Origin of the sequence: Streptomyces sp. NPDC058691 (assembly GCF_042714775.1) — a bacterium.
GTDB lineage: Bacteria > Actinomycetota > Actinomycetes > Streptomycetales > Streptomycetaceae > Actinacidiphila.
This window is the reverse complement of the sequence record NZ_JBHXSO010000047.1, coordinates 22,226-48,792: the sequence shown is the minus strand read 5'-3', so window position 1 is coordinate 48,792 and position 26,567 is coordinate 22,226. Positions and strand designations below refer to the sequence as shown.

The window sequence follows — 26,567 nt, the reverse complement described above, 5'->3', positions numbered from 1 at the left end:
CGTGCAGCGTCTCTACGACTTCCTCCGCCGGCACCCGACCTGGGTCGACACCTTCTGGGCCGTCGCCCTGCTCGGGCTGTCGAGCCTGTGGATGGCGGCGGGGGACATCGGCACGGACTCACGGGCGGCGGCCGGCGCGCTGTGCCTGGCGCTGTCCCTGGTCGTGGCGCTGCGCCGCCGGGCGCCGGAGCGGATGCTGCTGCTGGCGATCCTGGTCGGCGCCCTTCAGCTGGTGGCCGATGTCCGTGTGAACCCGGGCGACTTCGCCATGCTCGTGATCATCTACACCGTCGCCGCCAACGGCGCGCTGTGGGCCTCCCGGCTGGCGCTCATCGGCGGACTGCTGGCCTCCCCCATAGCGTCGGTGCGCTGGCCCAGCGCGCACCAGAGCGGCTGGAGCCAGGTCGTCGGGGGCTTCTTCCTGGCCATCCCGTTCGCGCTGGCGTGGGTCATCGGCGACAGCCTGCGCACCCGCCGCGCCTATTACGCGGAACTGGAGGAGCGTGCCGCCCGCCTCCAGCGCGAACGCGAGGCCCAGTCGAAGGCCGCGGTGGCGGCCGAGCGCGCCCGGATCGCCCGCGAGCTGCACGACGTCGTCGCGCACAATGTGTCGGTCATGGTGGTCCAGGCCGACGGCGCCGCGTATGTGCTGGACGCCTCGCCCGAGCAGGCCAAGCAGGCCCTGGAGACCATCTCCAGCACCGGCCGCCAGGCGCTCACCGAGATGCGCCGGCTGCTGGGCCTGCTGCGCGCCGGGGACGCCGTCGGCGGGGAGTATGTGCCGCAGCCCGGTGTCGACCAGCTCGGCGACCTGATAGAGCAGGTGCGCGGCGCCGGGCTGCCGGTGGACTTCCAGGTCGAGGGTGAGTCCCGCCCGCTGGCCAGCGGCGTGGAGCTGACCGCGTACCGGATCGTCCAGGAGGCCCTGACCAACACCCGCAAGCACGGCGGCCCGGATGCGCGGGCCAATGTGCGGCTCACCTTCCGCGACAGCGAACTGGCCCTGCTGATCGAGGACGACGGGCGCGGCGCCCAGCAGGAGCTGTACGAGTCGGGCGGCGAGGACGGGCAGGGCCAGGGCCTGATCGGCATGCGCGAGCGGGTCGGCATGGTCGCCGGCACCCTCGACGCCGGCCCGCGGCCCGGCGGCGGCTTCCGGATCAGCGCTGTGCTGCCGGTGAAGGCCGCGCGGTAGTGCCCGGCGTGACGGCAGGACAGGCAGGACAGGCAGGACAGGCAGGACAGGTGTGCCGGGAACGCCCGGCACCGGACCGGACAGAGGGAAAGAGGCACCGGTACCCATGGCGATCCGCGTGATGCTCGTCGACGACCAGGTGCTGCTGCGCACCGGCTTCCGCATGGTGCTGCAGGCCCAGCCGGACATGGAGGTCGTCGCCGAGGCGGGCGACGGCGCGGAGGCGGTGGAGACGCTGCGCTCCACCGCGGTGGACGTCGTGCTGATGGACGTCCGCATGCCGAGGCTCGACGGGGTGGAGGCCACCCGGCTGATCTGCGGCCCCGCGGAGGGCGACGGGACCCGCGGCCGGGAGGGCGCCGACGTCCCCCGGGTGCTGATCCTCACCACCTTCGACCTCGACGAGTACGCCTTCTCCGCGCTCAAGGCGGGCGCCAGCGGTTTCATGCTCAAGGACGTCCCGCCGGACGAGCTGCTGGCCGCGATCCGCGCCGTCCACAGCGGCGACGCGGTCGTCGCGCCGAGCACCACCCGCCGCCTGCTGGACCGCTTCACGCCCCTGCTGCCGAGCGTGTCCCAGCCCACGCACAAGGAGCTGGACCGGCTGACCGACCGCGAGCGCGAGGTGCTGCTGCTGGTCGCCCAGGGACTGTCCAACGGGGAGATCGCCGCGAAGCTGGTGCTGAGCGAGGCGACCGTGAAGACCCACGTCGGCCGCATCCTCACCAAGCTGGGCCTGCGCGACCGCGTCCAGGCCGTGGTCCTGGCCTACGAGACCGGTCTCGTCCGGGCCGGCGGCGGCGCGGCGTAGCGCGGCCTCCCGGGCCGCCACAACGTCCTGCCGGTCGCGCGGAGCGGTGGTTCCCGGTACGTCCGGGACGGCCCGCGGCAGGTCCCGCGCGATGCCGCCGCCGAGCCTGAAGGGCGGCGGACAGGCCGCGCTGCCGCGGGGCCCGGCGGCTCGACGTGCGGCCGCGACGCCGGGCAGCGGCGGGCACATTTCTCGGGCGAGGCGATCGACCGCCCCGCCCGGTGCCGGCGGCATCCGCGCGCACCGGGCGGACGACCCGCGTACACCCGCCGTACGGACGGCTGGGGCAGCGTGACGGCCATGAACCGGGATCTGACACCGCCCTCTGCGTCCTCCGAGGCCTCTGCGTCCTTTCCGCGGTCCGTGGACGGGCTCATGGCACTGCTGGCCGACTGCGCGGACGCCTGGGACACCCCGGACCGCTCCGGCGACCCGGTGGACATCCTCGACCACGGCCTCCAGGTCGCCGCGGTCCTCGCCGAGCGCCATCCCGGCGACGAGGAGCTGCAGGTCGCCGGGCTCGTCCACGACATCGGGCACTACCTGTACCCCGGCGACGAGGCCGGCCACGGCGAGCACGCCGCCGCGGCGGTCGCCGGGATCCTCGGCGAGCGGGTGGCCCGCCTGGTCGCCCTGCACATCCCGGCCAAGCGCTACCTGGCGGCCACCGACCACTCCCTCGCCCTCTCCCCCGAGAGCGCCCGGACCCTGGGCTGCCAGGGCGGCCCGATGACGCCGCGGGAGGCCGCCGCCTTCGAGGCCGGTCCGGACTTCGAGGCGGCGGTCGCCCTGCGCCGCGCCGACGACGCCGGGAAGATCGTGGGCCTGCGCGCACCGGGGCTCGACCACTGGCGGCCCGTGGTGGAGCGGGTCGCCGCGGCGGCCGGGAGCGTCTAGCGGCTAGGACTCCTTGCGGACCTCGCGCACGAAGCCGAGGAAGTCGTCCACCGCCCCGGCGATGTCGTCGGCGTCCCACTCCAGGGCCGAGGCGGCGACCGTCACCTCGGTCATCGACGTCCCCGGCGCCTCGCCCGCGGACCAGCGGCCGAAGAGCGCGCTGCGGGTCACCTCCGCCTGCCGCACGGCCGCCTCGTTGAGCACCTCCGGCGTCTCGCCGAGCCACACCTGGAACTGGTGGGTGTGCGGCACCTCCGGGTGCACCCGGGACCACCCGGCCTGCGTCAGGCTCCGGCGCAGGGCCGCCGCCACCGTCTTGGCATGGGCCACGTACTCCGGCAGCCGGGGCAGTTCGCGGTCCAGTCCGTCCAGCGCCGCCAGGACGGTGGGCCACTGCTGGAAGAGGAGGCCGCCGTAGCGGTGGCGCCAGGCGCGGGCCTCGGCGGCCAGGTCGGCGGGGGCGGCCAGGGCGGCGCCCGCGACTCCGCCGAGCGACTTGTAGAACGAGACGTAGACGCTGTCGGCCAGCCCCGCGATCTCCTCCAGCGGCCGCCCGAAGTGCGGCGGGCACTCCCACAGCCGGGCACCGTCGAAGTGGACCACCGCGTCGCGCTCGCGCGCGGCCTCCACGGTCGCCGTCAGGTCCTCCCAGGAGGGCAGGACGAAACCGGCGTCGCGCAGCGGGAGTTCCAGCATGAGCGTGCCGAAGGGCTCGTCCAGCTCGCGTATCTCCTGGGCGTCGGGCAGTCGCCGCGCGGTGGTCGGGTGCACGGTCCGCAGCCCGCTGAGCGCCGACAGCGCCCCGCGCTCGTGCCGTTCGGGGTGGGCCAGCGGGTGCAGCGCGACCGTGGGGTTGCCGGTGCGGCCCGCCCAGCAGCGCAGCGCGACCTGCTGCGCCATGGTGCCGGTCGGGAACCAGACCGCCTCCTCGGTGCCCAGCAGCCGGGCCACCCGCTGCTCCACCTCGGCCACGATGCCGTCGCCGTAGGTGTCGGTGGGGCCGTCCAGCCCGTCCCGGGCCGCCAGCCGGGCCAGCCGGTCCCGCATGGTCGGCCACTTGCCGTGCGACAGCACCCGGTCGCAGGCGTTCACGGCGGCTATCCGCCGCGCCTTCTCGTCGTCCACAGAGGTCATGCCCCCGATCCTGCCGTGCCGGAGGGCGCCGGGGAACATTCGCGTAGCATTGACGAGAACGTCCGGTACCCCCGCGAGGACTGGAACGGAAGGCAAGCCAGCGTGAACGCATCGCACTCCCCGGGGCCCCTGCCCCCCGACGTGGAGGCCCGCCCCGCGCGGCTCACGGTCGGCGTCGTCGGCGCGGGCCGGGTCGGTCCCGCCCTCGCGGCCGCGCTGCGGATGGCCGGGCACCACCCCGTCGCCGCGTCCGGTGTCTCCGACGCCTCCCGCCGCCGGGCCGCCGCCCTGCTCCCCGACGTGCCGCTCGTGGAGCCCGCCGAGGTGCTGGCCCGCGCCGAGCTGGTGCTGCTCACCGTGCCCGACGACACCCTGCCCGGCCTGGTGGCCGGGCTCGCCGAGACCGGGGCGGTGCGCCCGGGCCAGCTGCTGGTGCACACCTCCGGCCGGTACGGCGCGGGCGTCCTGAACCCGGCGCTGCGCGCGGGCGCGCTGCCGCTGGCGCTGCACCCGGCGATGACCTTCACCGGCACCTCCGTCGACGTGCAGCGGCTGGCCGGCTGCTCCTTCGGCGTCACGGCCCCGCAGGAGCTGCGGATGGCCGCCGAGGCGCTGGTCATCGAGATGGGCGGCGAGCCCGAGTGGATCGAGGAGTCGGCCCGGCCGCTCTACCACGCGGGCCTGGCCATCGGCGCCAACCACCTGGTCACCCTTGTCGCGCAGTCCATGGAACTGCTGCGCGCCTCCGGGGTCGCCGAGCCCGGCCGCATGCTCGGGCCGCTGCTCGGCGCCGCCCTCGACAACGCCCTGCGCTCCGGCGACGCCGCCCTGACCGGCCCCGTGGCCCGCGGCGACGCCGGCACGGTCGCCGCCCATCTGTCCGAACTGCGCGAGCACGCGCCCGAGATGGCGGCCTCCTACCTCGCGATGGCCCGCGCCACCGCGGACCGCGCGCTGGCGGGCGGCCTGCTCAAAGCGGAGTTCGCCGAGGCGCTGCTCGGCGTACTCGCCGACGGGACCGGCGGAACCGGCGGAACCGACGAGTCCGGCGGGACCGGCGGCGGAGAACGGGGAGAGCGATGACCGAGCTGGTCCACACCGCGCGCGAGTTGCGAACGGCCGTCGAGGGACGGCCCGGTACGACGGGCGTCGTCATGACGATGGGCGCCCTGCACGAGGGCCACGCCACCTTGGTCCGCACCGCCCGCGAGCGGGTCGGCGACGGCACCGTGGTCGTCACCGTCTTCGTCAACCCGCTGCAGTTCGGCCCGGACGAGGACTTCGACCGCTACCCGCGCACCCTCGACACCGACCTCAAGATCGCCGAACAGGCGGGCGCGGACGTGGTGTTCGCCCCCGCCGTCGAGGAGGTCTACCCCGGCGGGCAGCCCCGGGTGCGGATCAGCGCCGGCCCGATGGGCGAGCGGTACGAGGGCGCCTCCCGCCCCGGCCACTTCGACGGGATGCTCACCGTCGTCGCCAAGCTGCTCCACCTGACCCGGCCCGACGCCGCCTTCTACGGCCAGAAGGACGCCCAGCAGTTGGCGCTGATCCGGCGCATGGCCACCGACCTGAACTTCCCCGTCGAGATCGTCGGCGTCCCCACCGTGCGCGAGCCGGACGGCCTGGCCCTGTCCAGCCGGAACCGCTATCTCTCCGACGAGGAGCGCCGCACCGCCCTCGCCCTGTCCCGCGCCCTGTTCGCCGGCCGCGACGCCGCCGGGCAGGGGCCGCAGGCCGTACGGGCCGCCGCCCGGGCGGTACTGGACGGCGCCGAGGGCGTGGCCGTGGACTACCTCGCCCTCGCCGACCCGCGCGACTTCTCCGAGGCGGCCCCGGACCACACGGGACCCGCGGTGCTCGCCGTCGCCGCCCGGGTCGGCTCGACCCGGTTGATCGACAATCTGCCACTCGACTTCGGAGGCGCCCTGTGACCACCACCGGCATACGGCTGCTCGCCCCCGCGCCCGGCTGGGCGCACGAGGCCGACGTGGTGGTGGTCGGGTCCGGCGTGGCCGGGCTGACGGTCGCGCTGCGCTGCGCGGCGCAGGGGGCCAGGGTCACCGTCGTCACCAAGGCGCACCTCGACGACGGCTCCACCCGCTGGGCCCAGGGCGGCATCGCCGCGGCCCTCGGGGAGGGCGACACCCCGGCGCAGCACCTGGACGACACCCTGGTGGCGGGCGCCGGGCTGTGCGACGAGGAGGCGGTCCGCATCCTGGTCACCGAGGGCCCCGACGCGGTGCGCCGGCTGATCGCGACCGGCGCGCACTTCGACACCAGCGAGACCACCGGCGAGATCCTGCTGACCCGCGAGGGCGGCCACCACCGCCGCCGTATCGCGCACGCCGGCGGCGACGCGACGGGCGCGGAGATCTCCCGGGCCCTGATCGAGGCCGTGCGGGAGGCTGGGGTGCCCCATGCCGAAGGCCAGGGGAGTATCGAGTTCATCGAGAACGCCCTCGTCCTGGACCTGCTCACCGACGCCGCGGGCGACACCGCCGGGGTGACCCTGCACGTCATGGGCGAGGGGCAGCGCGACGGGGTGGGCTCGGTCCGGGCCCGGGCCGTGGTGCTGGCCACCGGCGGCATGGGCCAGGTCTTCTCCGCCACGACCAACCCCGCGGTGTCGACCGGCGACGGCGTGGCACTGGCGCTGCGCGCCGGGGCGGAGGTCTCGGACCTGGAGTTCGTCCAGTTCCACCCGACGGTGCTCTTCCTCGGCGCGGACGCGGAGGGCCAGCAGCCGCTGGTCTCCGAGGCGGTGCGCGGCGAGGGCGCCCACCTCGTGGACGCCGACGGCGTGCGCTTCATGCAGGGGCAGCACGAACTGGCCGAGCTGGCCCCGCGGGACATCGTCGCCAAGGGCATCATGCGCCGGATGCAGGAGACCGGCGCCGAGCACATGTATCTCGACGGCCGCCACTTCGGGGCCGAGATGTGGAGCAAGCGCTTCCCCACGATCCTGGCCGCCTGCCGTGCCCACGGCATCGACCCGGTGACCGAGCCGATCCCGGTCGCCCCGGCCGCGCACTACGCCTCCGGCGGCGTCCGCACCGACCTGCACGGCCGCACGACCGTGCCGGGCCTGTACGCCTGCGGCGAAGTGGCCTGCACCGGCGTGCACGGCGCCAACCGGCTCGCGTCGAACTCCCTCCTCGAAGGGCTGGTCTTCGCCGAGCGGATCGCCGCCGACATCGCCGCCCGTCCGGCCGCCCCCGGCGCCCCGGTGATCCCCGCCCCGAGCCGCTTCCCGCTGCTGCCCTCCGAGGCGCGGTACGGGATCCAGCGGATCATGACGCGCGGCGCGGGAGTGCTGCGCAGCGCGGCCAGCCTGGAGGAGGCGGCCGAGGCGCTGCACCGGATGTACGCCGACGCCGCCGAGCTGCTGGAACGCGACGGCAAGACCGCCGAGCCCTGCGTGGAGACCTGGGAGGCGTCCAACCTGTGCCTGGTCGCCCGGGTGCTGGTCGAGGCCGCACGGCGCCGTGAGGAGACCCGCGGCTGCCACTGGCGCGAGGACCGCCCCGCGCGGGACGACGACAACTGGCGCCGGCACATCGTCGCCACCCTTGATCCCCCCGCCTCCCACGGCCTCCGGCCGGGCGGGGCGTCGCCCGCCGTACCCGCTACTCTCACCATCCGCACCACCGACACAGCGGACTTCGCCCCCGGCCCCCGGCACGGCGGCCCCCACCCGACCCGCCCTGGAACGGAGCAGCAGCGATGAGCACGCCCGACCAACCCCTCCTGCAGATCGGCGGCCCGAGCGGCGGCGGGGGCGGTGGCTGCGGTGACGGCTGCGGCTGCGGCGCCGGCGAGGAGCACGCGTACGACCCGAACGAGTGCGGCCTCGACCCGGGCCTGGCCCAGCTGCTGGCGGACGCCGGCCTGGACCCGGTGCTGGTCGAGGACATCGCCCACATGGCGATCGAGGAGGATCTCGACGGCGGGGTGGACGTCACCACGGTCGCCACGATCCCCGAGGACGCCTTCGCCACCGGCGACTTCACCGTCCGCGAGGCGGGCGTGGTGGCCGGGCTGCGGGTCGCCGAGGCGATCCTGTCCGTCGTCTGCACCGACGAGTTCGAGGTGGAACGGCACGTCGAGGACGGCGACCGGGTCGAGGCCGGCCAGGTGCTGCTCTCCGTCCGCACCCGGACCAGGGACCTGCTGACCGCCGAGCGCAGCGCGCTCAACCTGCTGTGCCGGCTGTCCGGCATCGCCACCACGACCCGCCGCTGGGCGGATCTGCTGGAGGGCACGAAAGCCAAGGTCCGCGACACCCGCAAGACCACCCCGGGCCTGCGCGCGCTGGAGAAGTACGCGGTGCGTTGCGGCGGCGGCGTCAACCACCGCATGTCGCTCTCGGACGCGGCCCTCGTCAAGGACAACCACGTGGTCGCCGCGGGCGGCGTCGCGGCCGCCTTCAAGGCCGTGCGGGACGAGTTCCCGGACCTGGCGATCGAGGTCGAGGCCGACACCCTGCACCAGGTCCGCGAGGTCCTGGAGGCGGGCGCGGACCTGATCCTGCTGGACAACTTCACCCCCGCCGAGACCGAGGAGGCCGTCGCGCTGGTCGCCGGCCGCGCCGCCCTGGAGTCCTCGGGCCGGCTCACCCTGGAGACCGCCCGCGCCTACGCCGAGACCGGCGTGGACTATCTGGCCGTGGGCGCCCTGACCCACTCCGCGCCGATCCTCGACATCGGCCTCGACCTGCGCGCCGCGGGTGCCTCCGGTGCCGCGGGTGCCACGGGTGAAGGACCGGAGCGGGACTGATGCTTCTCACCATCGACGTCGGCAACACCCACACCGTCCTGGGGCTGTTCGACGGGGACGAGATCGTCGAGCACTGGCGGGTCTCCACCGATCCGCGCCGCACGGCGGACGAGCTGGCGGTCCTGATGCAGGGCCTGATGGGCATGCACCCGCTGCTCGGCGAGGAGCTCGGCGACGGCATCCACGGCATCGCGATCTGCTCCACGGTCCCCTCCGTGCTGCACGAACTGCGCGAGGTGACCCGCCGCTACTACGGCGACGTCCCCGCGGTCCTCGTGGAGCCCGGCGTGAAGACGGGTGTCCCGGTGCTGGCCGACAACCCCAAGGAAGTCGGCTCGGACCGGATCATCAACTCGCTGGCCGCCGTCCATCTGTACGGCGGCCCGTGCATCGTCGTGGACTTCGGCACGGCCACCACCTTCGACGCGGTCACCGCGCGCGGCGAGTACGCCGGCGGCGCCATCGCCCCCGGTATCGAGATCTCCGTGGACGCCCTCGGGGCGCGCGGCGCGCAGCTGCGCAAGGTCGAACTGACCCGGCCGCGCAGCGTCATCGGCAAGAACACCATCGAGGCGATGCAGTCCGGCATCCTGTACGGCTTCGCCGGCCAGGTGGACGGCGTGACCGAGCGGATGGCCCGGGAGCTCGCGGACGACCCCGACGACGTCACCGTCATCGCCACCGGCGGCCTGGCGCCCCTGGTACTGGGGGAGTCGGCGGCCATCGACGTCCACGAGCCGTGGCTGACGCTCATCGGACTGCGCCTGGTCTACGAGCGCAACATCCAGGCGACCTGACGGGCTCGGGACGGGCTCCGGACGGGCGTCGCGCAGGCGCCGCACCGGCGTCGGAAGGCCGTCCGCACGGCACGCCGGGCATATCTGGTTACGCGTATTTTGTCCGCTTAGTACGTAAAGTCAGTGCATGCCCACGCCACACGGGTCCCGAGGCGGAATGGCGTTCAGCGCGGATGAACTGCGCGTGCTCCGGCGCGCCCTCTCAGCGGCCCTCCAGTCCAGCACCACGACCCCCACGCCCGACGATGTGCGGGACTATCTGCGTCTTGTCGAGGACGTGGACGAGGCGGCCCGGGAGGCCGGGCGACTGCGCACCTTCCTGCTCGCGGAGCTCGCCCGCTACCGGGCGGCGCTGCCGGGCAGCGCCGCCGGCTATCTCGAACGGCTGACCGGTGCGCTCGACACGGGATACGTCCCCGTGCCGGACGACCTCGCGGCGCTGCGCATGCTGCGCACCCATCCGTCCTCCGCGGCCGAGACGCACCGCCGGTACGGGGTCCTGCGCCGCTGCGAGCACCTCGCGGAGCTGGATGTCCGCGCCCGGCTGGCGGCCCGCATCCCGGCGCCCGCCTCGCCGCTCGTCACGGCCCGCCCGGGGCGTACCAGGCTGCGCGCCCTGCCAGGTGGCAGGACCGCCGCCGACGACCCCGCGGAACGTGCCTGGGGGCAGGAACCGAAGCCGTCGCCGCGGCCCGAGCCGAGAGCCCCCGCGACCCCGCCCGCGGATCCCGACGCGCCCGAGCGCGACGAGCCCAAGCGCAAGGTGCCCACCCCGGCGGAGATCTTCCCGCCGCGCCGCCGCACCCCGCCCCCCTCGCCGGAGCAGCTCGCCACGGGCTGACGTGCGCCGCCCGGGCCGCCTGAGCCGCCCGGGCCGCCCGGCCGACGGGGCCGCGCGGGGGCGTGACTACTCTGGTCGCATGGACTACGTCTCCGCGCTCGTGCCCCCGACCGTGATGGCCATCGCGTTCACCTTCCTCATCAGGACGCTGATCAAGAGCCAGGGCGGGGCGAACAAGGCCAAGGAGGACGCGGTGGTCGACGCCGCGCTTTCCGCCAACGCCGCCACCCCGGTCCCCGGAGCGGGCGGCGCCGAACCCCGGGCCTGACGCCCGGGGTTCTCCGGCATTCCGGGGCATTCCGCCCGATTGCCACTAGTATTCGGGTGTGCCCCGTCCCCTGGGAGACCTCGAAGACGCCGTCATGACACGGGTGTGGCGATGGAACCGCCCGGTGACGGTCCGTGAAGTGCTCGAAGATCTGCGCCAGGAGCGCTCCATCGCGTACACGACGGTCATGACCGTAATGGACAACCTCCATCAGAAGGGCTGGCTGCGCCGGGAAGCCGAAGGGCGCGCCTATCGCTATGAGGCGGTTTCCACGCGCGCCGCTTACTCCGCCGCGCTGATGCACGAGGCGTGGGCCGCGAGTGACAACCCCGCGGCGGCTCTTGTCGCCTTCTTCGGGATGATGTCGGCGGAACAGCGAGAAGCGCTCCGGGACGCAATGCGCGTCGTCCAATCCGCTGAACCGGCGGAACCCGCTGACCCCGGGGAGACGCGGGGATCGGGCGGACGATAGCGTCCGCACATGCCCGTCGCTTCAAATGACGTCACCATCCGCCGGGCGCGCACGGGTGATGTACCGGCCGTCCGGCGACTGCTCGACGCCTATGTCCGGGACCGCATCCTGCTGGACAAGCCGACGGTCACGCTTTACGAGGACATCCAGGAGTTCTGGGTCGCCGAACGGGATCAGGACGCCGAGGTCGTGGCCTGCGGGGCGCTCCACGTCATGTGGGAGGACCTCGCCGAGGTGCGCACTCTCGCGGTCGACCCGGTCCACCATGGCCACGGCATCGGGCATCTCGTACTGGAGAAGCTGCTGCAGACAGCGCGTTGGCTGGGAGTGCGGCGAATTTTCTGCCTCACCTTCGAAGTGGACTTCTTCGTGAAGCACGGCTTCGTGCAGATCGGTGAGACGCCGGTCGACGGCGATGTCTTCGGGGAGCTGCTGCGCTCAAAGGACGAGGGCGTGGCCGAGTTCCTCGACCTCGAACGAGTGAAACCGAACACCTTGGGCAACAGCCGGATGCTGTTGCATCTCTGACGGCGCTCCGCGGCCGCCTCCCCCACAACAGTATGTCCGATACGTTCCCCGGCGGAAGACCGCGTACAGCGTGATGGACCGGAGCAGTTCGGGCAAGGGGTTTGAGTTTTCCGGGAAAAGGCGGTTTGCTTTTACCGGTAATCAGTATTCGATGAAAGGGAAGCCGGTGGCACAGAAGGTTCAGGTCCTTCTTGTTGACGACCTCGACGGCGGCGAGGCGGATGAGACCGTGACGTTCGCACTCGATGGAGTGACTTACGAGATCGATCTCACCACCGACAACGCCGACAAGCTCCGCGGCCTGCTGAGCCCCTACGTGGACGGCGGCCGGCGCACCGGTGGCCGTTCGGGCCGTGGCCGCACGGTGAAGGCCGCCTCCCGCGGTGGATCCGCGAGCCAGGACACCGCGAAGATCCGCGCCTGGGCCAAGGAGGCGGGCTACGAGGTCAACGACCGCGGCCGCGTCCCGGCGCAGATCCGCGAGGCGTACGAGAAGGAGCACGGCTGACCGGTCCGGCCGGTGCGCAGCCGGACCCGGTGGCAGGCGTTCGCCAGCGCGGACACCAGGGCCACCAGGCCGACGGGCCCCTCGGGGTCTCCGTCGGCCGGACAGCCCCCGACCGACATGGCGGGCAAGTGCGGCGCGCCCGTGTGGCTGTGCCCGCCCCCAGTGGGTGGACGCAGCCACACGGGCGCGTCGCCGTCCCGGGGGACGGCGTTCGCTCCGCGGGCCCCGGCTCCCGGGCGTGCCGGTTCCGAGGGTCCCGAGGGTCCCGAGGACCCGGCGGGGCCGAGCAGCGGCACGAGGTCCAGCGGGACGCCGGTCCACTCCAGCCAGTCCAGGAGGCCCGGCAGTTCCGCCGCCCCGCCGGCGGCCACGTAGAACCGCATCCGCCGCCCCTCCAGGGCCACCGGCCCGGTGCGCGGGGCCGGGAAGCGGTCCAGTACCTCGTACCCCGCCGCCGCGGGCACGTCGAGGGCGTCCATGCCCGTCGTGCGCCGTGCGTCCTGGATGCGAAGCATGGCCGGGGTGGCCGTCGTGTCCTGCATGTCCTGCGCAACGCGGCGGACCCGGCGCCGGTTACGAGGGTCGTCACCAGGAGTACCCGGGTGCCGGTATCCCGTCACTGTCCGTGAATTCCCCGGACGCAAGCCTGTTCGCCTATAGCAGACAGCAGGCGCGCTTCCGGCATGGACTGTCCGTGGGGGCGGGTAAGAAATACCTAGTGGGAACGGATGACGGCCGTGTCGGACAGGCGGGGCGTTCGCCCTCGGCGTACTGGATAAAGGGCTATCCGCCTGGCCTGCGGGAACATCGTCTCGCACCATCAAGTTGAGGCTGTTGTCGACGGCGCGGGGGGTAAACGACCTCGCGAGGTGTCGACGGTTGAAGTGAGCTGCCCCGCTGTGCGGGACTAGCATGCGGAAGGACAGGGAGGGGACACGCCCCTAACTGCCCGACCGCTCTGAGGAGCGATTAACGATGTTCGAGAGGTTCACCGACCGCGCGCGGCGGGTTGTCGTCCTGGCTCAGGAAGAAGCCCGGATGCTCAACCACAACTACATCGGCACCGAGCACATCCTCCTGGGCCTTATCCACGAGGGTGAGGGTGTCGCCGCTAAGGCCCTGGAGAGCCTCGGGATTTCGCTCGAGGCGGTCCGCCAGCAGGTTGAGGAGATCATCGGCCAGGGCCAGCAGGCCCCGTCCGGTCACATCCCCTTCACCCCCCGGGCCAAGAAGGTCCTGGAGCTTTCGCTCCGCGAGGCCCTCCAGCTCGGCCACAACTACATCGGTACGGAGCACATCCTGCTCGGCCTGATCCGCGAGGGCGAGGGCGTCGCCGCCCAGGTCCTCGTGAAGCTGGGCGCCGATCTGAACCGGGTGCGGCAGCAGGTCATCCAGCTGCTCTCCGGCTACCAGGGCAAGGAGGCCGCCACCGCCGGCGGTCCCGCCGAGGGCACCCCCTCGACCTCGCTCGTCCTGGACCAGTTCGGCCGCAACCTCACCCAGGCCGCTCGTGAGACCAAACTCGACCCGGTCATCGGGCGCGAGAAGGAGATCGAGCGCGTGATGCAGGTGCTGTCGCGCCGCACCAAGAACAACCCCGTCCTCATCGGCGAGCCCGGTGTCGGCAAGACCGCCGTCGTCGAGGGCCTGGCCCAGGCCATCGTCAAGGGCGAGGTCCCGGAGACGCTGAAGGACAAGCAGCTCTACACGCTTGACCTCGGTGCCCTGGTCGCCGGCTCCCGCTACCGCGGTGACTTCGAGGAGCGCCTGAAGAAGGTGCTCAAGGAGATCCGCACCCGCGGCGACATCATCCTGTTCATCGACGAGCTCCACACCCTGGTGGGTGCGGGTGCCGCCGAGGGCGCGATCGACGCCGCCTCGATCCTCAAGCCGATGCTCGCCCGCGGTGAGCTGCAGACCATCGGCGCCACCACGCTCGACGAGTACCGCAAGCACCTGGAGAAGGACGCGGCCCTGGAGCGCCGCTTCCAGCCCATCCAGGTCGCGGAGCCGTCGCTGCCGCACACCATCGAGATCCTCAAGGGCCTGCGGGACCGCTACGAGGCCCACCACCGCGTGTCCATCACGGACGCCGCCCTGGTGGCCGCGGCGACCCTCGCCGACCGCTACATCTCGGACCGCTTCCTGCCGGACAAGGCGATCGACCTGATCGACGAGGCCGGTTCCCGGATGCGCATCCGCCGGATGACCGCTCCGCCGGACCTGCGTGAGTTCGACGAGAAGATCGCCGACGTGCGCCGGGAGAAGGAGTCCGCGATCGACTCCCAGGACTTCGAGAAGGCCGCCTCTCTCCGCGACAAGGAGAAGCAGCTGCTTTCCGCGAAGACCAAGCGGGAGAAGGAGTGGAAGGCCGGCGACATGGACGTCGTCGCCGAGGTCGACGAGGAGCTGATCGCCGAGGTCCTGGCCACCGCCACGGGCATCCCGGTCTTCAAGCTCACCGAGGAGGAGTCCTCGCGTCTGCTGCGCATGGAGGACGAGCTGCACAAGCGCGTCATCGGCCAGAAGGACGCGATCAAGGCCCTCTCGCAGGCCATCCGCCGTACGCGGGCCGGCCTGAAGGACCCCAAGCGCCCCGGTGGCTCGTTCATCTTCGCCGGCCCGTCCGGCGTCGGTAAGACCGAGCTCTCCAAGACGCTCGCCGAGTTCCTCTTCGGCGACGAGGACGCGCTGATCCAGCTCGACATGTCCGAGTTCAGCGAGAAGCACACCGTCTCGCGGCTGTTCGGCTCCCCGCCCGGATACGTCGGCTACGAGGAGGGCGGCCAGCTCACCGAGAAGGTGCGCCGCAAGCCGTTCTCGGTCGTCCTCTTCGACGAGGTCGAGAAGGCCCACCCGGACATCTTCAACAGCCTGCTGCAGATCCTGGAGGACGGTCGCCTGACCGACTCCCAGGGCCGGGTCGTGGACTTCAAGAACACGGTCATCATCATGACCACCAACCTCGGCACCCGGGACATCTCCAAGGGCTTCAACCTCGGCTTCGCGGCCGCAGGTGACGTCAAGACCGGGTACGAGCGGATGAAGGCCAAGGTCGGCGAGGAGCTCAAGCAGCACTTCCGCCCCGAGTTCCTGAACCGTGTCGACGACATCGTGGTCTTCCACCAGCTCAGCGAGGAAGACATCATCCAGATCGTCGACCTCATGATCGCCCGGGTGGACGAACGCCTCAGGGACAAGGACATGGGCATCGAGCTCAGCCCCGAGGCCAAGTCGCTGCTCGCCAAGCGCGGCTACGACCCCGTGCTGGGCGCCCGGCCGCTGCGCCGGACGATCCAGCGCGAGATCGAGGACGTGCTCTCCGAGAAGATCCTCTTCGGCGAGCTGCGGACCGGTCACATCGTGGTCGTGGGCACCGAGGGCGAAGGCGAGAACATCAAGTTCACCTTCCGCGGTGAGGAGAAGGTGGCGGTCGCCGACGCCCCGCCGGTCGAGGCGGCCGGCAGCGGCGGCTCGGGCCCGAACCTGAGCAAGGACGCCTAGTCGCGCGTCATCGAACACCGGGGCCGGCCCCGTCCGTACAAAGGTGCGGACGGGGCCGGCTCATTTGCGTTCCCGATGAACCCACCCTTGTTGTGCTCGTCTGATTTATGGAAAGGTGAGCCCTGCTCACGCGCGGGAACACTTCCTTCTGTCTTCCTTCTTCGTGGGCCGGTGTCGCGCCGTCATTCCCGCAGGCATTCCCGATGAGCTGCTCCAGGCGAAGGGGGAGAGCACACCTCCCGGTGCCCCGGTCCCGCGTCCCCCCACATAGCTGCGTGGCCGCCGGTGGAATGGTTCGTACTTTTCCCCGCGCGGTGAACGCGGAAGGAAACGCTCGTTGAAGGATTCGTTCTCATCGAATTCCCCGCACCCCGGCCATTTGTTCGACGTTCCGGACGAGGCCCTGTCGGTGGAGCTGAGGAACTTCTCGGGAAAGAAAGCCGTCCACCAGCCCTTCGAGGAGTTGCTGGCCCGCCACTGGCGGCCGGTCTTCGAGTACGCGGAGTTGTGCGCCGTCTCCGGGCACACGGCGGGCATCCTCGCGTCGGCCGCCTTCACCAGGGTCTTCGTCGACACGCTGCGGCTGACCGGGCCCTCGGCCGCGTGGCGCCCCGAGCTCCTGGTCACCGTCCACCGCATCGCGGAGGAATGGGCCATGGACCGCCGGCGGGCCTCCCTCACCCGCGGGCTGCGGCTGCGCGGCGACCAGACCGATCCGCGCCTGGCCGTGCCCGACAACCGCCGGCTGGTCCACCGCGCGTTCCAGCGGCTCCCCGAACCGGCCCGCTGCCTGCTCTGGCACGTCGAGGTCGACGCGGAGTCCCTCGCGGTGCCGGCCGCGCTTCTCGGCGTCGGCGAGGAGAAGGCCGCCGGGCAGTTGGAGCTCGCGCGGACCCGCTTCCGCGAGGCCTGTGTGCAGGCCCACCGGGACCTGGCCCCGTACGAGAGCTGTCTGCAGTTCAGCCGGTTGCTGGACATCTCCATCCACCGCGGTGGCGCCGAACTCGTGCCCGACCTGCAGCGCCACATCGCCAAATGCGACCACTGCCGGTACGCCGCGGAGCAACTCGACCACTCCGGCGGCCGCTTGGGCGCGCTGATCGCCGAGGCCGTCCTGGTCTGGGAGGCGCGGGCCTACCTCGACTCCCGCCCCGCGCGCCGCGCGGCGCGTGACAACGATGCCGCGGCCGCTGCGGGCGGCCGCCACGACGGTCCATCGGGACCCCGGCACGGCGCCCGCCGCCGGGGGGCCGGCGGGCTGCTGCGCGGCCGTCGCAGGCCGGGGGCGGCCGGAGCGGCCGCCCTGGGGATCGGCGGCGTCGTGCTGGCCGCGGCCGCGGTCGCCGGGTTGCTGTCGGACGACGGCACCGACGACCGGGCCTCGGCGGGCGTCTTCCCGGGCGCGTCCGTCTCGGCCTCCGTCCCGGCCTCGGCATCCGCTCCCGCCTCGCCCACGTCCTCGGCGTCCACCACGGCGTCCGGCACCGGGCCCGGCGCCGGCGCCCGCACCGCCGACCCGGTGCCGGGCGGGGGGCTGCGGGGCCGGCTGCGCAACCAGGGCAGCGACCTGTGCGTCGACCTGACCGATCGCGGGACGGCCCTGGGGACGACGGCGCGTACCGCCCTGTGCGATTCCGGGGCCACCCAGTTCTGGACGTACGAGCGGGACGGGCTGCTGCGCAGCGTCGCCGAACCCTCGTACTGCCTCAACTCGCACCGGGGCCGGGCGCTCGAACTGGGGCTGTGCACCGCCTCGTTCGTCACCGGAGCGGAGGACGTGCGCTACGACCTGACGCTCACCGGCGACCTCATACCGCGCTGGAACCAGCAGCTCGCCGTCGCTCCGGACGGCACGGTGCGCGGCGCCGGGGTCGTCCTCGCGCCCCGTGACGGCCGCTCCGCCCAGCGCTGGTCCCTGGACGCCTCGATCTCCCCGTCGCGTTTCCGGTCCGTCGCCTTCGGCCGCACGCCTGTCGTCCTTGCCGCACTGAATTCCGCCGAAGAAAGGCCGTGACTGCTTTTTCGGATGCGTGGCCCAGGCCACGGGACTTTGGTCCCCGGGGGCGGTCCTTGGTCCCTCGGGGGCCATTTCCTTTGGTCCCACGGCCGGTGACCTGACCCACGTGACCTGCGGCACATACGAAGAGCGATAGGGGAAGACAGTCCTGCGGAACAAGGGGCCGGGCCCTGTCGGAGAATTCGCCTACGATCCCGCGTAGTGCATGCGGGGGTTTGTCCCCGCCGGGAATACCGGGTTACCTGTGAATCGCGGCAGACAACCGCGACGACTTTTCCGGCTATTTCCGCGAGGTAATAACGTATGCTCAAGCCCAACTTCTCCAACTCCGTGATCCGTGGCCGCGGCGCCGCCGTGACCGCCGGCGTCGTGGCGTCGCTGGCGCTCGGCACGGCGGGCACGGCGATGGCCGGGACCCAGAACACGGGGCTGCTGGGGATGGGCGCGGCCGCCAAGCTGGCGAAGGCCACCCGTGCTCAGTCCCAGGTGCAGCAGCGTGCCGCCGTGGCGAACGAGGCCGTGCGCCACGCCCGTACCCAGGCACACGTGGCACACCAGCAGCACCAGCTCTCCGTCGCATGGATGACCCCCGTCAAGCACTACCAGCTCTCGGCGGGCTACATGAAGAGCGGTTCCCACTGGGCGCACAAGCACTCCGGCCAGGACTTCGCGGTCGCCATCGGCACCGATGTGCACGCCGTGCACGGCGGCACCGTCGTGACGGCCGGCTGGGGCGGCGCCTACGGCAACAACATCGTCATCCGGCACGCCGACAGCACGTACTCGCAGTACGGCCACCTGTCGAAGATCCAGGTGCGTGTCGGCGAGCATGTGAACACCGGCGAGCAGATCGCGCTGTCCGGCAACACCGGCAACAGCACCGGCCCGCACCTGCACTTCGAGATCCGCAAGACCCCGTACTACGGCTCTTCGGTGAGCCCGCTGCCGTTCCTGCGGTCCATGGGCGTCTCGGTCTGACCCTCCGGCGAGCCATCCGCCCCATCGGCTGTACCGGCTCCGCCTGAACCACCTGTTCCACCCGCTCCGCCCTGCCCCCGGTCACCCCGGTAGGTCTCGGCGATGAGCCCCTGGGCGACCTCGAGGACGGCTGCGCGCTTCTCCTCGGGGTCGCCCTCGATGTTCTGCATCGTGAACATGCCCGCGTGCATGGCGAAGACGGCGGTGATCGAGCGGACCTGGTCGGTCAGCGGGGCGTCGGGGTCGCGCAGCAGCGCGTGCACGGCGTACAGCTTGGACTTGAAGGCCTCACCGATGCTGAGGTCGCGGACCGTGGCCTGGTTCTCCTGGAGGAAGCGGAAGAGCGGGCCCGCGATCCACAGCGCCTCGCTGTAGCGGCGCAGCACCTCGCACTTGGTCTCCAGGGTGCGGGGCTGATCGGCGGCCCACTTGATCAACTCGTCGACCGGGGAGGTCAGATCCTCCACGATGCCGATGAGGATGTCTTCCTTGGTCTTGAAGTGGTAGTACAGCGCCGCCTTGGTGACGTCGAGGTGCTCGGCGATCTCGCGCAGCGAGGTCTTCTCGTACCCCTGCTGGGCGAACAGTTCGAGCGCGACGTCCTGGATGCGACGGCGCGTATCACCTCTGCGTGCGTGCGGCGTGGCCATGGGCGAACTTTAACTTACTTGACGCCCGGCTAGTAAGCGGCTTACATTCAGGATGCCCGGGGCAACTAGCCGGGCGGCAGGTAAGCAACTCACGACAAATGTGTGACAAGTAGGGGAGCTTGTAATGGCGGACACCGCCGAGGCACCGCAGCGCAGTGTGCGCGTGGTGCTGTTCGGGCTGATGATCGCGATGCTGCTCGCGATGCTCGACAACATGATCGTCGGCACGGCGATGCCCACCATCGTCGGCGAACTGGGCGGCCTGGAGCACCTGTCGTGGGTGGTCACCGCATACACCCTCGCGACGGCCGCGTCGACGCCCATCTGGGGCAAGCTCGGCGACATGTACGGCCGCAAGGGCATCTTCATGGCGTCGATCGTGATCTTCCTGGCCGGCTCCGCGCTGTCCGGCATGGCCCAGGACATGGGTCAGCTGATCGCCTTCCGCGCCATCCAGGGCCTGGGCGCCGGTGGCCTGATCGTCGGCGTCATGGCAATCATCGGTGACCTGATCCCGCCCCGCGAGCGCGGCAAGTACCAGGGCATGATGGCCGGCGTCATGGCGGTCGCCATGATCGGCGGCCCGCTGGTCGGCGGCAGCATCACCGACAACTGGGGCTGGCGCTGGAGCTTCTACATCAACCTGCCGCTGGGCGTGGTCGCGCTCTTCGTGATCTCGGCGGTGCTGCACCTGCCGAAGAAGCGGGTCAAGGCCCGCATCGACTACCTCGGCGCGGCGCTGCTCACCGTCAGCATCACCTCACTGGTGCTGCTGACCACGTGGGGCGGCAACCAGTACGCCTGGGGCTCGGCTCAGATCCTCGGCCTGCTGGCCCTCGGCCTGGTGACGCTCGCCGCGTTCATCTACGCCGAGACCCGCGCCGCGGAGCCCGTGCTGCCGCTGCACATCTTCCGCAGCCGCAACTTCGCGCTGATCTCCGTGATCGGCTTCCTGGTCGGCTTCGTGATGTTCGGCGCGATGACCTTCCTGCCGCTGTTCCAGCAGACCGTGCAGCACGCCTCCGCCACCAACTCCGGCCTGCTGCTCCTGCCGATGCTGCTGTCGATGATGGTGGTCTCGCTCATCGCGGGCCGGGTCACCACGCAGACCGGCAAGTACAAGATCTTCCCGATCATCGGCGGTGCCCTCATCGCGGTCGGCCTCTACCTGCTGTCGACGATGGACACCGGCACCAGCCGCTTCGTCTCGGGCGTGTGGATGGCCGTACTCGGCGCGGGCATGGGCTTCCTGATGCAGATCACGATGCTCATCGCGCAGAACAGCGTCGAGATGAAGGACATCGGCGTCGGGTCCTCGTCCTCCACGCTGTTCCGCACCATCGGCGGCTCGTTCGGTGTCGCGCTGTTCGGCGCGATCTTCGCGCACCAGGTGCAGGACTCCATGAGCGCCAGCCTCGGCAGCGCCGGTGAATCCGCCGCGTCCGGCCCGGCCCAGATGGACATGGCGAGCCTGGCCAAGCTCCCGGAGCAGGTGCAGCAGGCCTACTTCCACGCGGTCGCCAACGGCACGCACCACGTCTTCCTGTGGGGTGCGGCACTCAGCCTGATCGGCTTCGCCGCGGCATTCTTCGTCAAGGAGATCCCGCTGCGCGGCGCACCGTCCGCGGCGCCCGCGGAGGAGAAGGACGGGCAGCAGGAGGCCATGGCGGCCGTCGAGGCCTTCTGAGCGCCGCCCCCGCCCGTCCCCGCTCCACCCCGCTGTGATGTGACCCGTGCTCGCACGGGGGTCGGTGTCCGACCCCCGTGCGAGCATCGTCGTATGGCGGTGAACCTCCGGCTCCTGCGGCAGCTGCGGCTGGCCAAGGACGCGATGGACCGCGACTGGGCCCAGCCGCTGGACCTGGACGCGGTTGCCGCGCACGCCGGTTACTCCCGGTACCACTTCGTGCGCTCCTTCAAAGCGGTGTACGGGGAGACGCCCGGGCAGTACCTGAGCCGGCGCCGCATCGAGCGCGCGCAGGAGATGCTGCGCACGGCGGACCTGGCGGTCACCGAGATCTGCACGCTCGTCGGCTTCTCCAGCCTGGGCACCTTCTCCACCCGCTTCAAGCAGCACACCGGGCTCACCCCGACCGAGTACCGCGGCAGGCACCTCGGCCGCGGCGCCGCGCTGATACCCGGGTGCTACGCGCTGTTCTGGGCCGGCGGATTCCGCAATTCCGGAGAAGCGCCGTGACCTGGCCCCGGCCTAGCGTGGAGGGGCAGGCAAGCGACCCCCTCAGGAGCAGGTCATGACCACTGGGATCACCGGTATTTCCATCGTCACCGTCTGGGTGCAGGACCAGGAACGCGCCAAGGAGTTCTACACCGAGAAGCTCGGCTTCGAGGTGCGCACGGACATGAGCATGGGGGCGATGCGCTGGCTGACCGTGGGCCCCAAGGAGCAGCCCGACGTCGAGATCACGCTCATGGTGCCCGGTCCCCCCGCGCTCGACCCCGAATCCGCCGAGCAGCTCGGGTCGCTGGTCGCCAAGGGCGTACTCGGCGCGGGCGTGCTCCGCACGGACGACATCCACGCCACCTACCGCGACCTCAAGGGCAAGGGGGTCACCTTCCTCCAGGAACCGCAGGAGCGCCCCTACGGCACGGAGGCGATCATGCGGGACGACTCCGGCAACTGGTTCAGCCTCACCCAGCGGCGCGACGAGCTGGACCTCACGAAGGAGTGGGACGGCGGCACGCGGGAACAGATCGACGGCTGAGCCGCCGGTCCGGTCAGTCGCGGGGGAGGAGGAGCCGGGCGACGGCGCCGCCGCCGGTGCTGCCGGGGGCGTTGCGGAAGGTGAGGCGGGCGCCGAGGACGCGGGTCTGGCCGGCGGCGATGGTGAGGCCGAGGCCGTGGCCGCTGCCGGCGCGGTCGCTGCTGCCGGTGCGGAAGCGGCTGGGGCCCTCGCGGAGCAGGTCCTCGGGGAAGCCGGGGCCGTGGTCGCGGACCTCCAGACAGGGGCCGTCCACCGTGACCTCGACGGGCGGCCGGCCGTGCCGGGCGGCGTTGGCGAGCAGGTTGGCCAGCACGCGTTCCAGGCGCCGGGGGTCGGTGCGCACGACGGCGTCCTCGCGCACGTCGACGGTGGCCGCGGGGACCACCGCGGCGACCCGGCGGCGCACGAAGTCGCCGAGCGCCACGTCCTGCAGATCGGCCTGCTCGGCGGCGCCGTCGAGCCGGGCGACCTCGAGCACGTCCTCCACGAGGGTGCGCAGCGCCTGCGCCCGGTCCCGCACCAGTTCCGAGGGGCGGCCCGGCGGCAGCAGTTCGGCCGCGGTGACCAGGCCGGTCACCGGGGTGCGCAGTTCGTGGGCGATGTCGGCGGTGACCCGGCGCTCGGCCTCCAGGCGTCCGGCCAGGGCGTCAGCCATGGCGTCCACCGCGCGCGCGAGTTCGTCCGTCTCGTCGCGGACCCGGCCGCCGATCGCGTCCCGCACCCGTACCCGGGTCTCCCCGTCGGCCACCCGGCCCGCCGCCTCGGCGGCCTTCCGCAACCGCCGGGACAGCTGCCCGCCGATGAGGACGCCGAGCGCGGTGCCGCCGACCACGACCGCGGTCGAGCCGATGACGAGCGCCTGGTCCAGGTCCTCCAGGACGGAGAAGCGGTCGGCGGACGTGGTCTTCAGGGAGAGGATCTTGCCGTCCGGGAGCGGGGTCTCCGCCCAGACCACGGGCGCGCCCCCGCCGTCGGCGACATAGGTGGCCAGCTTGCCCTCGCGGGCCAGCCGGCGCAGCGCGGACGGCAGGGCGGGGTCGTCGAGGCTGGCGCCGAACGCGAGCCGGCCGGTGGACTCGTAGATCCGCTGTGTGAACTGCACCTTCTCGATCTGCACATCCCGGGCGTTGTCGATCATGCTGGCCCGTGCCGCGTTGTGCACGACCAGGCTCAGGACGACGGCGATCAGGGCCGACACCGCGGCGATGGCCGCGCACACCTTCCAGCGCAGACCGATCGTCGGCAGTGAGCGGGGCCCGCCGCCCCGGCGCGTGGTCACCGGGCTCAGCCCCGCAGCTTGTAGCCGAAGCCGCGCACCGTCTCGATCCGGTCCTGGCCGACCTTGGCGCGCAGCCGCTGCACATGGACGTCCACGACGCGCGTGTCGCCGCCCCACGCGTAGTCCCAGACCCGCTCCAGCAACTTGTCCCGGGACAGCACGGTGCCCGGCGCCGCGGAGAACTCCAGCAGCAGCCGCATCTCCGTCGGGGTCAGGGCCAGCCGCTCGCCGCCGCGCCGCACCTCCATGCCCTCCGGGTCCACCTCCAGGTCGCCGAAGGCCAGCACCCCGGTCCCGGCCGGCTCGTCCTCCGCCGCGGCCAGCCGGAAGCGGCGCAGCACGGCCCGCATCCGGGCGGTGAGCACGGCCCCGTCGAAGGGCTTGGTCACGTAGTCGTCGGCGCCCGCCTCCAGGCCGAGCACCACGTCGATCGCGTCGGCCCGCGCCGACAGCATGATCACCGGCACCGTCGACTCGTCCCGGATGCGCCGGCACAGGCTCACCCCGTCCAGCCCCGGCACCATGACGTCCAGCAGCGCCAGGTCGGGCCGGCGGGCGCGGAACGCGTCCAGCCCGGACAGGCCGTCGGGCACCGCGGTGACGTCGAAGCCGTCCCGCTCCAGCGCCAGGGTGGTGGCCTCGCGGATGACGTCGTCGTCCTCGACGAACAGGACGTGCGTCTCAGCCATGGGAGGTGTCCTCGTTGCCGGTCTCGTAGTCGCGGTGGCTGAAGGAGATCTCCTCGAAGCGCGCCCCGTTCCACCGGTAGGTGGTGATGTCCTCGCCGGAGGGGTTCGAGACGGCGTCCTGCGGCTCGTAGACCTGGTGTGTGACCTTGAGTGTGCCGTCACTGATCCCGGCGTAGACGGGGGGCTGCTCGTCGGCGAAGACGTTCACGTACCTCCCGTGCTCGCGGCGGTAGACGTACGCGCCGATGCCCACCCCGTCGCCGCAGGTCGAGACGGTGACGACGAGGTCGGCCGCGCCGCTGCCCGTCAGGTCCCCGTAGCGGTCGTCGACGGGGTACACGGCCTCCGTGCTCCGGGCAGTGGGCACCGGTGGCGCCTGCGCCGCGGGCGCGCTCCCGGCGGCGCCGTCGCGGGCGGCCGATCCGGGGACCGGCGAGGCGGCCACGCAGGCCACCAGCCGGGCGCGGATGTCCTCGGCGACCTTCGGGTCGCTCTTGACCAGGCGCACCGCGTTCGCGACGGGCGTGCGGGCCGGGCTCGGGGAGGCGCCGCGCGCGGGGACGGGCGCCTGCGCCGAGGGGGCGGCGCCCGTGGACAAGGGGCCCGGCACCGGGAGCGCCGAGGAGAGCGCGGTGCCCTCCTCCCGTACCCCGCCGGCGTCACGGCAGCTGGTCACGGCGACGAGCGCCGACCCGCACACCGCGAACGCGGCGACGGCGGCGCCGACCGGGGCTACGCTGCGGCGCACACACCCTCCGTCCTGACGTCTTCCGGCCCTTCCGACCTTCCGTACCCGTTGCTCTGCCGTTCGAGCTCGGCGCGCAGTCGCGCCAGCGCCCGGTGCAGTGTGCTTTTCACGGTACCCACCGACATGCCCAGAACGTGCGCCGTCTCCTCCGTGCTCAGCTGCCGGTAGTGGCGCAGCAGCACCACCTGGCGCTGCTTCGGCGCCAGGCACTCCAGCGCCTCCAGCAGCATGGCCCGGTCCGCGCGCTGCTCCGCGCCGTCGTCGACGACGCCCTCGGGCAGCTCGGGGGTCGGCACCTCCTCCAGGCGCCGGGCCCGCCACCACTCGGTGCGGGTGTTGATCATCACCCGGCGCATGTAGGCGTCGGCGAGGTTCTTGTCGGCGATGTCGTCCCACCGCGGATAGGTGCGGGCGAGCGCGGTCTGGACGAGGTCCTGCGCGTCGATCGGGTCCGGGACGAGGCGGCGGGCGCTGCGCAGCAGGGCGTCCTGGCGGCTCCGCACGTACTCCTCGAAGTCCATCACCTGGGCTGACCCCTGAGCGTTCGCCCCCATGGCGTCTCTCCGTTCCGCGCGTTCCATCACGACGCGGCCGACGCTACGGAGGGCATGTCCGGCTTTGGCCACCGCAGCCGCACAGCGGGCCCACAGCAACCCATCGGTTGTGTAACGACCGGACTTTTTGGGTACCGCAAGGGGCTCGGGGCGGCCGGGCCAGGGGCGGCCCGCCCTCGGTGCCGGGCTCAGCCCGGCAGCCGGTACACCCCGCCCGCCAAGGGCTCCACCAGGCCGTCGGCGACCAGCCCGTCCAGGGCGCGGGCGCGCTGCACCGGCTCGTGCCACACCGCGTCCAGGGCCGCCTGCGGCACCGGGGCGGTCGCGTCGCGCAACACCGCCAGCAGCTTGCCGCGCACCTGCCGGTCGGTCCCCGCGTACGTCTGGCCGCGGCGCGGCGGGCCCTCGTGCGCGGGAGAGCCGGCCAGCCGCCACGCGCACTGCGCGGCGATCGGGCAGCGCACGCACTCCGGGCCGCGCGCGGTGCAGATCAGCGCGCCCAGTTCCATCGTGGCGGCGGCCCAGCGGGCGGCGGTCGCCTCGTCGGCGGGGAGCAGTCGCTGGGCGACCTTGCGCTCCGCGGCGGTCGTGGCGTTCGGCGGGTACTCCACGCCGGTCACCGCGCGCGCGAACACCCGCCGCACATTGGTGTCCAGCACCGCGTGTCGCTGTCCGTACGCGAACGAGGCGACGGCCGCGGCCGTGTACTCGCCGATGCCCGGGAGGGCCAGCAACTCGCCGTGGTCCGTGGGGACTTCACCATCGTGGAGGTGTGCGATCGCGGTGGCGGCGGCGTGCAGTCGCAGCGCCCGGCGCGGATAGCCGAGCCGGCCCCAGGCGCGGACCGCCTCGCCGGAGGGCTCGGCGGCGAGCGCGGCCGGGTCGGGCCAGCGCTCCAGCCACTGCTCGTACACCGGCAGCACCCGGGAGACCGGCGTCTGCTGCAGCATGAACTCGCTCACCATGACGCCCCAGGCGCCCGCCTCGGGGCGGCGCCACGGAAGGTCCCGGGCGTTGTCGTCGAACCAGTCGATCACGGGGGAGTGAAGATCATGGTGCTCGCTCATAGCGCCACCGATCCTACGGCCCCGGAACCCGCCCGGCAGGCAGGGGAGATCTGCTGATCAATCACACAAGTTGCCTGCGTGCCGCGCGTGCCTTGGTCCGATTCAAGGGAAAGCGCATAAGGTTTGCG

General features: G+C 72.3%; 26 protein-coding genes and 1 pseudogene. 19 read left to right on the top strand and 8 right to left on the bottom strand.

Features of this window, described 5'->3' with window-relative positions:
• Position 1 precedes the first annotated feature (1 nt).
• From ACFWVC_RS28540 to ACFWVC_RS28530, 3 genes are all read left to right on the top strand, one after another.
• Positions 2-1,195, top strand: coding sequence for a sensor histidine kinase (locus ACFWVC_RS28540; protein ID WP_384292839.1), 1,194 nt, complete (start codon positions 2-4; stop codon positions 1,193-1,195).
• 106 nt (positions 1,196-1,301) lie between these two features.
• Positions 1,302-2,006 (top strand): response regulator, encoded by a 705-nt coding sequence (locus tag ACFWVC_RS28535; protein ID WP_384292834.1) that lies wholly within the window; start codon positions 1,302-1,304, stop codon positions 2,004-2,006.
• A 375-nt stretch (positions 2,007-2,381) separates the two neighbouring features.
• Positions 2,382-2,903 (top strand): HD domain-containing protein, encoded by a 522-nt coding sequence (locus ACFWVC_RS28530; RefSeq protein WP_384292830.1) that lies wholly within the window; start codon positions 2,382-2,384, stop codon positions 2,901-2,903.
• A 3-nt stretch (positions 2,904-2,906) separates the two neighbouring features.
• Here ACFWVC_RS28530 and ACFWVC_RS28525 read toward each other — a convergent pair whose 3' ends face one another.
• Entirely contained in the window at positions 2,907-4,037 is a 1,131-nt protein-coding gene (locus ACFWVC_RS28525) for a threonine aldolase family protein (RefSeq protein ID WP_384292827.1), read from the bottom strand.
• Between the two features lie 102 nt (positions 4,038-4,139).
• On the opposite strand from ACFWVC_RS28525, the gene ACFWVC_RS28520 reads away from it, so the two are divergent.
• The 10 genes from ACFWVC_RS28520 to ACFWVC_RS28475 all read left to right on the top strand — a co-directional run bounded on the left by ACFWVC_RS28520 (position 4,140) and on the right by ACFWVC_RS28475 (position 12,230).
• A complete protein-coding gene (locus ACFWVC_RS28520) occupies positions 4,140-5,120 on the top strand; it encodes a Rossmann-like and DUF2520 domain-containing protein (protein ID WP_384292822.1) in 981 nt (326 codons plus the stop codon).
• A complete protein-coding gene (panC, locus tag ACFWVC_RS28515; RefSeq protein ID WP_384292816.1) occupies positions 5,117-5,971 on the top strand; it encodes a pantoate--beta-alanine ligase in 855 nt (284 codons plus the stop codon). Before ACFWVC_RS28520 ends, panC begins: the two co-directional genes overlap by 4 nt.
• Positions 5,968-7,767: an L-aspartate oxidase gene (locus ACFWVC_RS28510; protein WP_384292813.1), complete on the top strand. Its 1,800-nt coding sequence runs from the start codon at positions 5,968-5,970 to the stop codon at positions 7,765-7,767. Before panC ends, ACFWVC_RS28510 begins: the two co-directional genes overlap by 4 nt.
• Positions 7,764-8,816, top strand: a complete 1,053-nt coding sequence (gene nadC, locus ACFWVC_RS28505; RefSeq protein ID WP_384292810.1) for a carboxylating nicotinate-nucleotide diphosphorylase — start codon at positions 7,764-7,766, stop codon at positions 8,814-8,816. The genes ACFWVC_RS28510 and nadC overlap by 4 nt, the downstream gene beginning before the upstream one ends.
• A complete protein-coding gene (locus ACFWVC_RS28500) occupies positions 8,816-9,613 on the top strand; it encodes a type III pantothenate kinase (RefSeq protein ID WP_384292807.1) in 798 nt (265 codons plus the stop codon). Before nadC ends, ACFWVC_RS28500 begins: the two co-directional genes overlap by 1 nt.
• A 127-nt stretch (positions 9,614-9,740) precedes the next feature.
• Positions 9,741-10,454: a hypothetical protein gene (locus ACFWVC_RS28495; RefSeq protein ID WP_384292802.1), complete on the top strand. Its 714-nt coding sequence runs from the start codon at positions 9,741-9,743 to the stop codon at positions 10,452-10,454.
• A 79-nt stretch (positions 10,455-10,533) separates the two neighbouring features.
• Positions 10,534-10,722: a hypothetical protein gene (locus ACFWVC_RS28490; protein WP_384292796.1), complete on the top strand. Its 189-nt coding sequence runs from the start codon at positions 10,534-10,536 to the stop codon at positions 10,720-10,722.
• 58 nt (positions 10,723-10,780) lie between these two features.
• Positions 10,781-11,194, top strand: coding sequence for a BlaI/MecI/CopY family transcriptional regulator (locus ACFWVC_RS28485; RefSeq protein WP_384292792.1), 414 nt, complete (start codon positions 10,781-10,783; stop codon positions 11,192-11,194).
• A gap of 9 nt (positions 11,195-11,203) precedes the next feature.
• Positions 11,204-11,722 (top strand): amino-acid N-acetyltransferase, encoded by a 519-nt coding sequence (locus ACFWVC_RS28480; RefSeq protein ID WP_384292787.1) that lies wholly within the window; start codon positions 11,204-11,206, stop codon positions 11,720-11,722.
• Positions 11,723-11,888: 166 nt separating this feature from the next.
• Positions 11,889-12,230 (top strand): Lsr2 family protein, encoded by a 342-nt coding sequence (locus ACFWVC_RS28475; RefSeq protein WP_384292785.1) that lies wholly within the window; start codon positions 11,889-11,891, stop codon positions 12,228-12,230.
• Here the strand turns inward: ACFWVC_RS28475 and ACFWVC_RS28470 are convergent.
• Entirely contained in the window at positions 12,161-12,772 is a 612-nt protein-coding gene (locus ACFWVC_RS28470; RefSeq protein WP_384292783.1) for an SCO3374 family protein, read from the bottom strand. The two genes, ACFWVC_RS28475 and ACFWVC_RS28470, sit on opposite strands and share 70 nt — an antisense overlap.
• A 433-nt stretch (positions 12,773-13,205) precedes the next feature.
• Between ACFWVC_RS28470 and ACFWVC_RS28465 the strand changes: the two genes are divergently transcribed.
• The 3 genes from ACFWVC_RS28465 (at position 13,206) to ACFWVC_RS28455 (ending at position 18,729) form a co-directional block, all read left to right on the top strand.
• Entirely contained in the window at positions 13,206-15,734 is a 2,529-nt protein-coding gene (locus tag ACFWVC_RS28465) for an ATP-dependent Clp protease ATP-binding subunit (protein WP_384292779.1), read from the top strand.
• Between the two features lie 337 nt (positions 15,735-16,071).
• Positions 16,072-17,748 carry a ricin-type beta-trefoil lectin domain protein gene (locus ACFWVC_RS28460; RefSeq protein ID WP_384292777.1) on the top strand — a complete coding sequence of 559 codons (1,677 nt, stop codon included), beginning with the start codon at positions 16,072-16,074 and terminating at the stop codon, positions 17,746-17,748.
• 306 nt (positions 17,749-18,054) lie between these two features.
• Positions 18,055-18,729 carry a M23 family metallopeptidase gene (locus ACFWVC_RS28455; RefSeq protein WP_384292774.1) on the top strand — a complete coding sequence of 225 codons (675 nt, stop codon included), beginning with the start codon at positions 18,055-18,057 and terminating at the stop codon, positions 18,727-18,729.
• 77 nt (positions 18,730-18,806) lie between these two features.
• Here ACFWVC_RS28455 and ACFWVC_RS28450 read toward each other — a convergent pair.
• A pseudogene (locus ACFWVC_RS28450) lies at positions 18,807-19,379 on the bottom strand (TetR/AcrR family transcriptional regulator); the annotation flags it as partial.
• 124 nt (positions 19,380-19,503) lie between these two features.
• On the opposite strand from ACFWVC_RS28450, the gene ACFWVC_RS28445 reads away from it, so the two are divergent.
• The 3 genes from ACFWVC_RS28445 (at position 19,504) to ACFWVC_RS28435 (ending at position 22,102) form a co-directional block, all read left to right on the top strand.
• Positions 19,504-21,066 carry an MDR family MFS transporter gene (locus ACFWVC_RS28445; RefSeq protein ID WP_384292770.1) on the top strand — a complete coding sequence of 521 codons (1,563 nt, stop codon included), beginning with the start codon at positions 19,504-19,506 and terminating at the stop codon, positions 21,064-21,066.
• 93 nt (positions 21,067-21,159) lie between these two features.
• Complete coding sequence (locus ACFWVC_RS28440) at positions 21,160-21,576, top strand: helix-turn-helix transcriptional regulator (protein ID WP_384292766.1); 417 nt, start codon at positions 21,160-21,162, stop codon at positions 21,574-21,576.
• Between the two features lie 55 nt (positions 21,577-21,631).
• Complete coding sequence (locus ACFWVC_RS28435; RefSeq protein WP_384292762.1) at positions 21,632-22,102, top strand: VOC family protein; 471 nt, start codon at positions 21,632-21,634, stop codon at positions 22,100-22,102.
• Between the two features lie 13 nt (positions 22,103-22,115).
• On the opposite strand, the gene ACFWVC_RS28430 is transcribed toward ACFWVC_RS28435, so the two are convergent.
• From ACFWVC_RS28430 to ACFWVC_RS28410, 5 genes are all read right to left on the bottom strand, one after another.
• A complete protein-coding gene (locus tag ACFWVC_RS28430) occupies positions 22,116-23,381 on the bottom strand; it encodes an ATP-binding protein (RefSeq protein ID WP_384292754.1) in 1,266 nt (421 codons plus the stop codon).
• 5 nt (positions 23,382-23,386) lie between these two features.
• The gene (gene cseB / locus ACFWVC_RS28425; protein WP_384292750.1) at positions 23,387-24,070 is read right to left on the bottom strand and encodes a two-component system response regulator CseB; all 684 of its coding nucleotides are present in this window, start codon (positions 24,068-24,070) and stop codon (positions 23,387-23,389) included.
• Entirely contained in the window at positions 24,063-24,818 is a 756-nt protein-coding gene (locus ACFWVC_RS28420; protein ID WP_384292745.1) for a hypothetical protein, read from the bottom strand. The genes cseB and ACFWVC_RS28420 overlap by 8 nt, the downstream gene beginning before the upstream one ends.
• Positions 24,803-25,372 (bottom strand): SigE family RNA polymerase sigma factor, encoded by a 570-nt coding sequence (locus ACFWVC_RS28415; protein WP_384292740.1) that lies wholly within the window; start codon positions 25,370-25,372, stop codon positions 24,803-24,805. Before ACFWVC_RS28415 ends, ACFWVC_RS28420 begins: the two co-directional genes overlap by 16 nt.
• Before the next feature lie 188 nt (positions 25,373-25,560).
• On the bottom strand, positions 25,561-26,439 hold the full coding sequence (locus tag ACFWVC_RS28410) for an A/G-specific adenine glycosylase (RefSeq protein ID WP_384292738.1): 879 nt from the start codon (positions 26,437-26,439) through the stop codon (positions 25,561-25,563).
• Between the last annotated feature and the right edge of the window lie 128 nt (positions 26,440-26,567).

Excerpts from the sequence above, each read along its gene's own strand:
- ACFWVC_RS28445 (WP_384292770.1), top strand. The coding sequence starts at position 19,504 with ATGGCGGACACCGCCGAGGCACCGCAGCGCAGTGTGCGCGTGGTGCTG.
- cseB (WP_384292750.1), bottom strand. The coding sequence starts at position 24,070 with ATGGCTGAGACGCACGTCCTGTTCGTCGAGGACGACGACGTCATCCGC.
- ACFWVC_RS28490 (WP_384292796.1), top strand. The coding sequence starts at position 10,534 with ATGGACTACGTCTCCGCGCTCGTGCCCCCGACCGTGATGGCCATCGCG.
- ACFWVC_RS28435 (WP_384292762.1), top strand. The coding sequence starts at position 21,632 with ATGACCACTGGGATCACCGGTATTTCCATCGTCACCGTCTGGGTGCAG.
- ACFWVC_RS28455 (WP_384292774.1), top strand. The coding sequence starts at position 18,055 with ATGCTCAAGCCCAACTTCTCCAACTCCGTGATCCGTGGCCGCGGCGCC.
- ACFWVC_RS28410 (WP_384292738.1), bottom strand. The coding sequence starts at position 26,439 with ATGAGCGAGCACCATGATCTTCACTCCCCCGTGATCGACTGGTTCGAC.
- ACFWVC_RS28465 (WP_384292779.1), top strand. The coding sequence starts at position 13,206 with ATGTTCGAGAGGTTCACCGACCGCGCGCGGCGGGTTGTCGTCCTGGCT.
- ACFWVC_RS28440 (WP_384292766.1), top strand. The coding sequence starts at position 21,160 with ATGGCGGTGAACCTCCGGCTCCTGCGGCAGCTGCGGCTGGCCAAGGAC.
- ACFWVC_RS28525 (WP_384292827.1), bottom strand. The coding sequence starts at position 4,037 with ATGACCTCTGTGGACGACGAGAAGGCGCGGCGGATAGCCGCCGTGAAC.
- panC (WP_384292816.1), top strand. The coding sequence starts at position 5,117 with ATGACCGAGCTGGTCCACACCGCGCGCGAGTTGCGAACGGCCGTCGAG.
- ACFWVC_RS28480 (WP_384292787.1), top strand. The coding sequence starts at position 11,204 with ATGCCCGTCGCTTCAAATGACGTCACCATCCGCCGGGCGCGCACGGGT.
- nadC (WP_384292810.1), top strand. The coding sequence starts at position 7,764 with ATGAGCACGCCCGACCAACCCCTCCTGCAGATCGGCGGCCCGAGCGGC.
- ACFWVC_RS28535 (WP_384292834.1), top strand. The coding sequence starts at position 1,302 with ATGGCGATCCGCGTGATGCTCGTCGACGACCAGGTGCTGCTGCGCACC.
- ACFWVC_RS28500 (WP_384292807.1), top strand. The coding sequence starts at position 8,816 with ATGCTTCTCACCATCGACGTCGGCAACACCCACACCGTCCTGGGGCTG.
- ACFWVC_RS28495 (WP_384292802.1), top strand. The coding sequence starts at position 9,741 with ATGCCCACGCCACACGGGTCCCGAGGCGGAATGGCGTTCAGCGCGGAT.
- ACFWVC_RS28530 (WP_384292830.1), top strand. The coding sequence starts at position 2,382 with ATGGCACTGCTGGCCGACTGCGCGGACGCCTGGGACACCCCGGACCGC.
- ACFWVC_RS28415 (WP_384292740.1), bottom strand. The coding sequence starts at position 25,372 with ATGGGGGCGAACGCTCAGGGGTCAGCCCAGGTGATGGACTTCGAGGAG.
- ACFWVC_RS28470 (WP_384292783.1), bottom strand. The coding sequence starts at position 12,772 with ATGCAGGACACGACGGCCACCCCGGCCATGCTTCGCATCCAGGACGCA.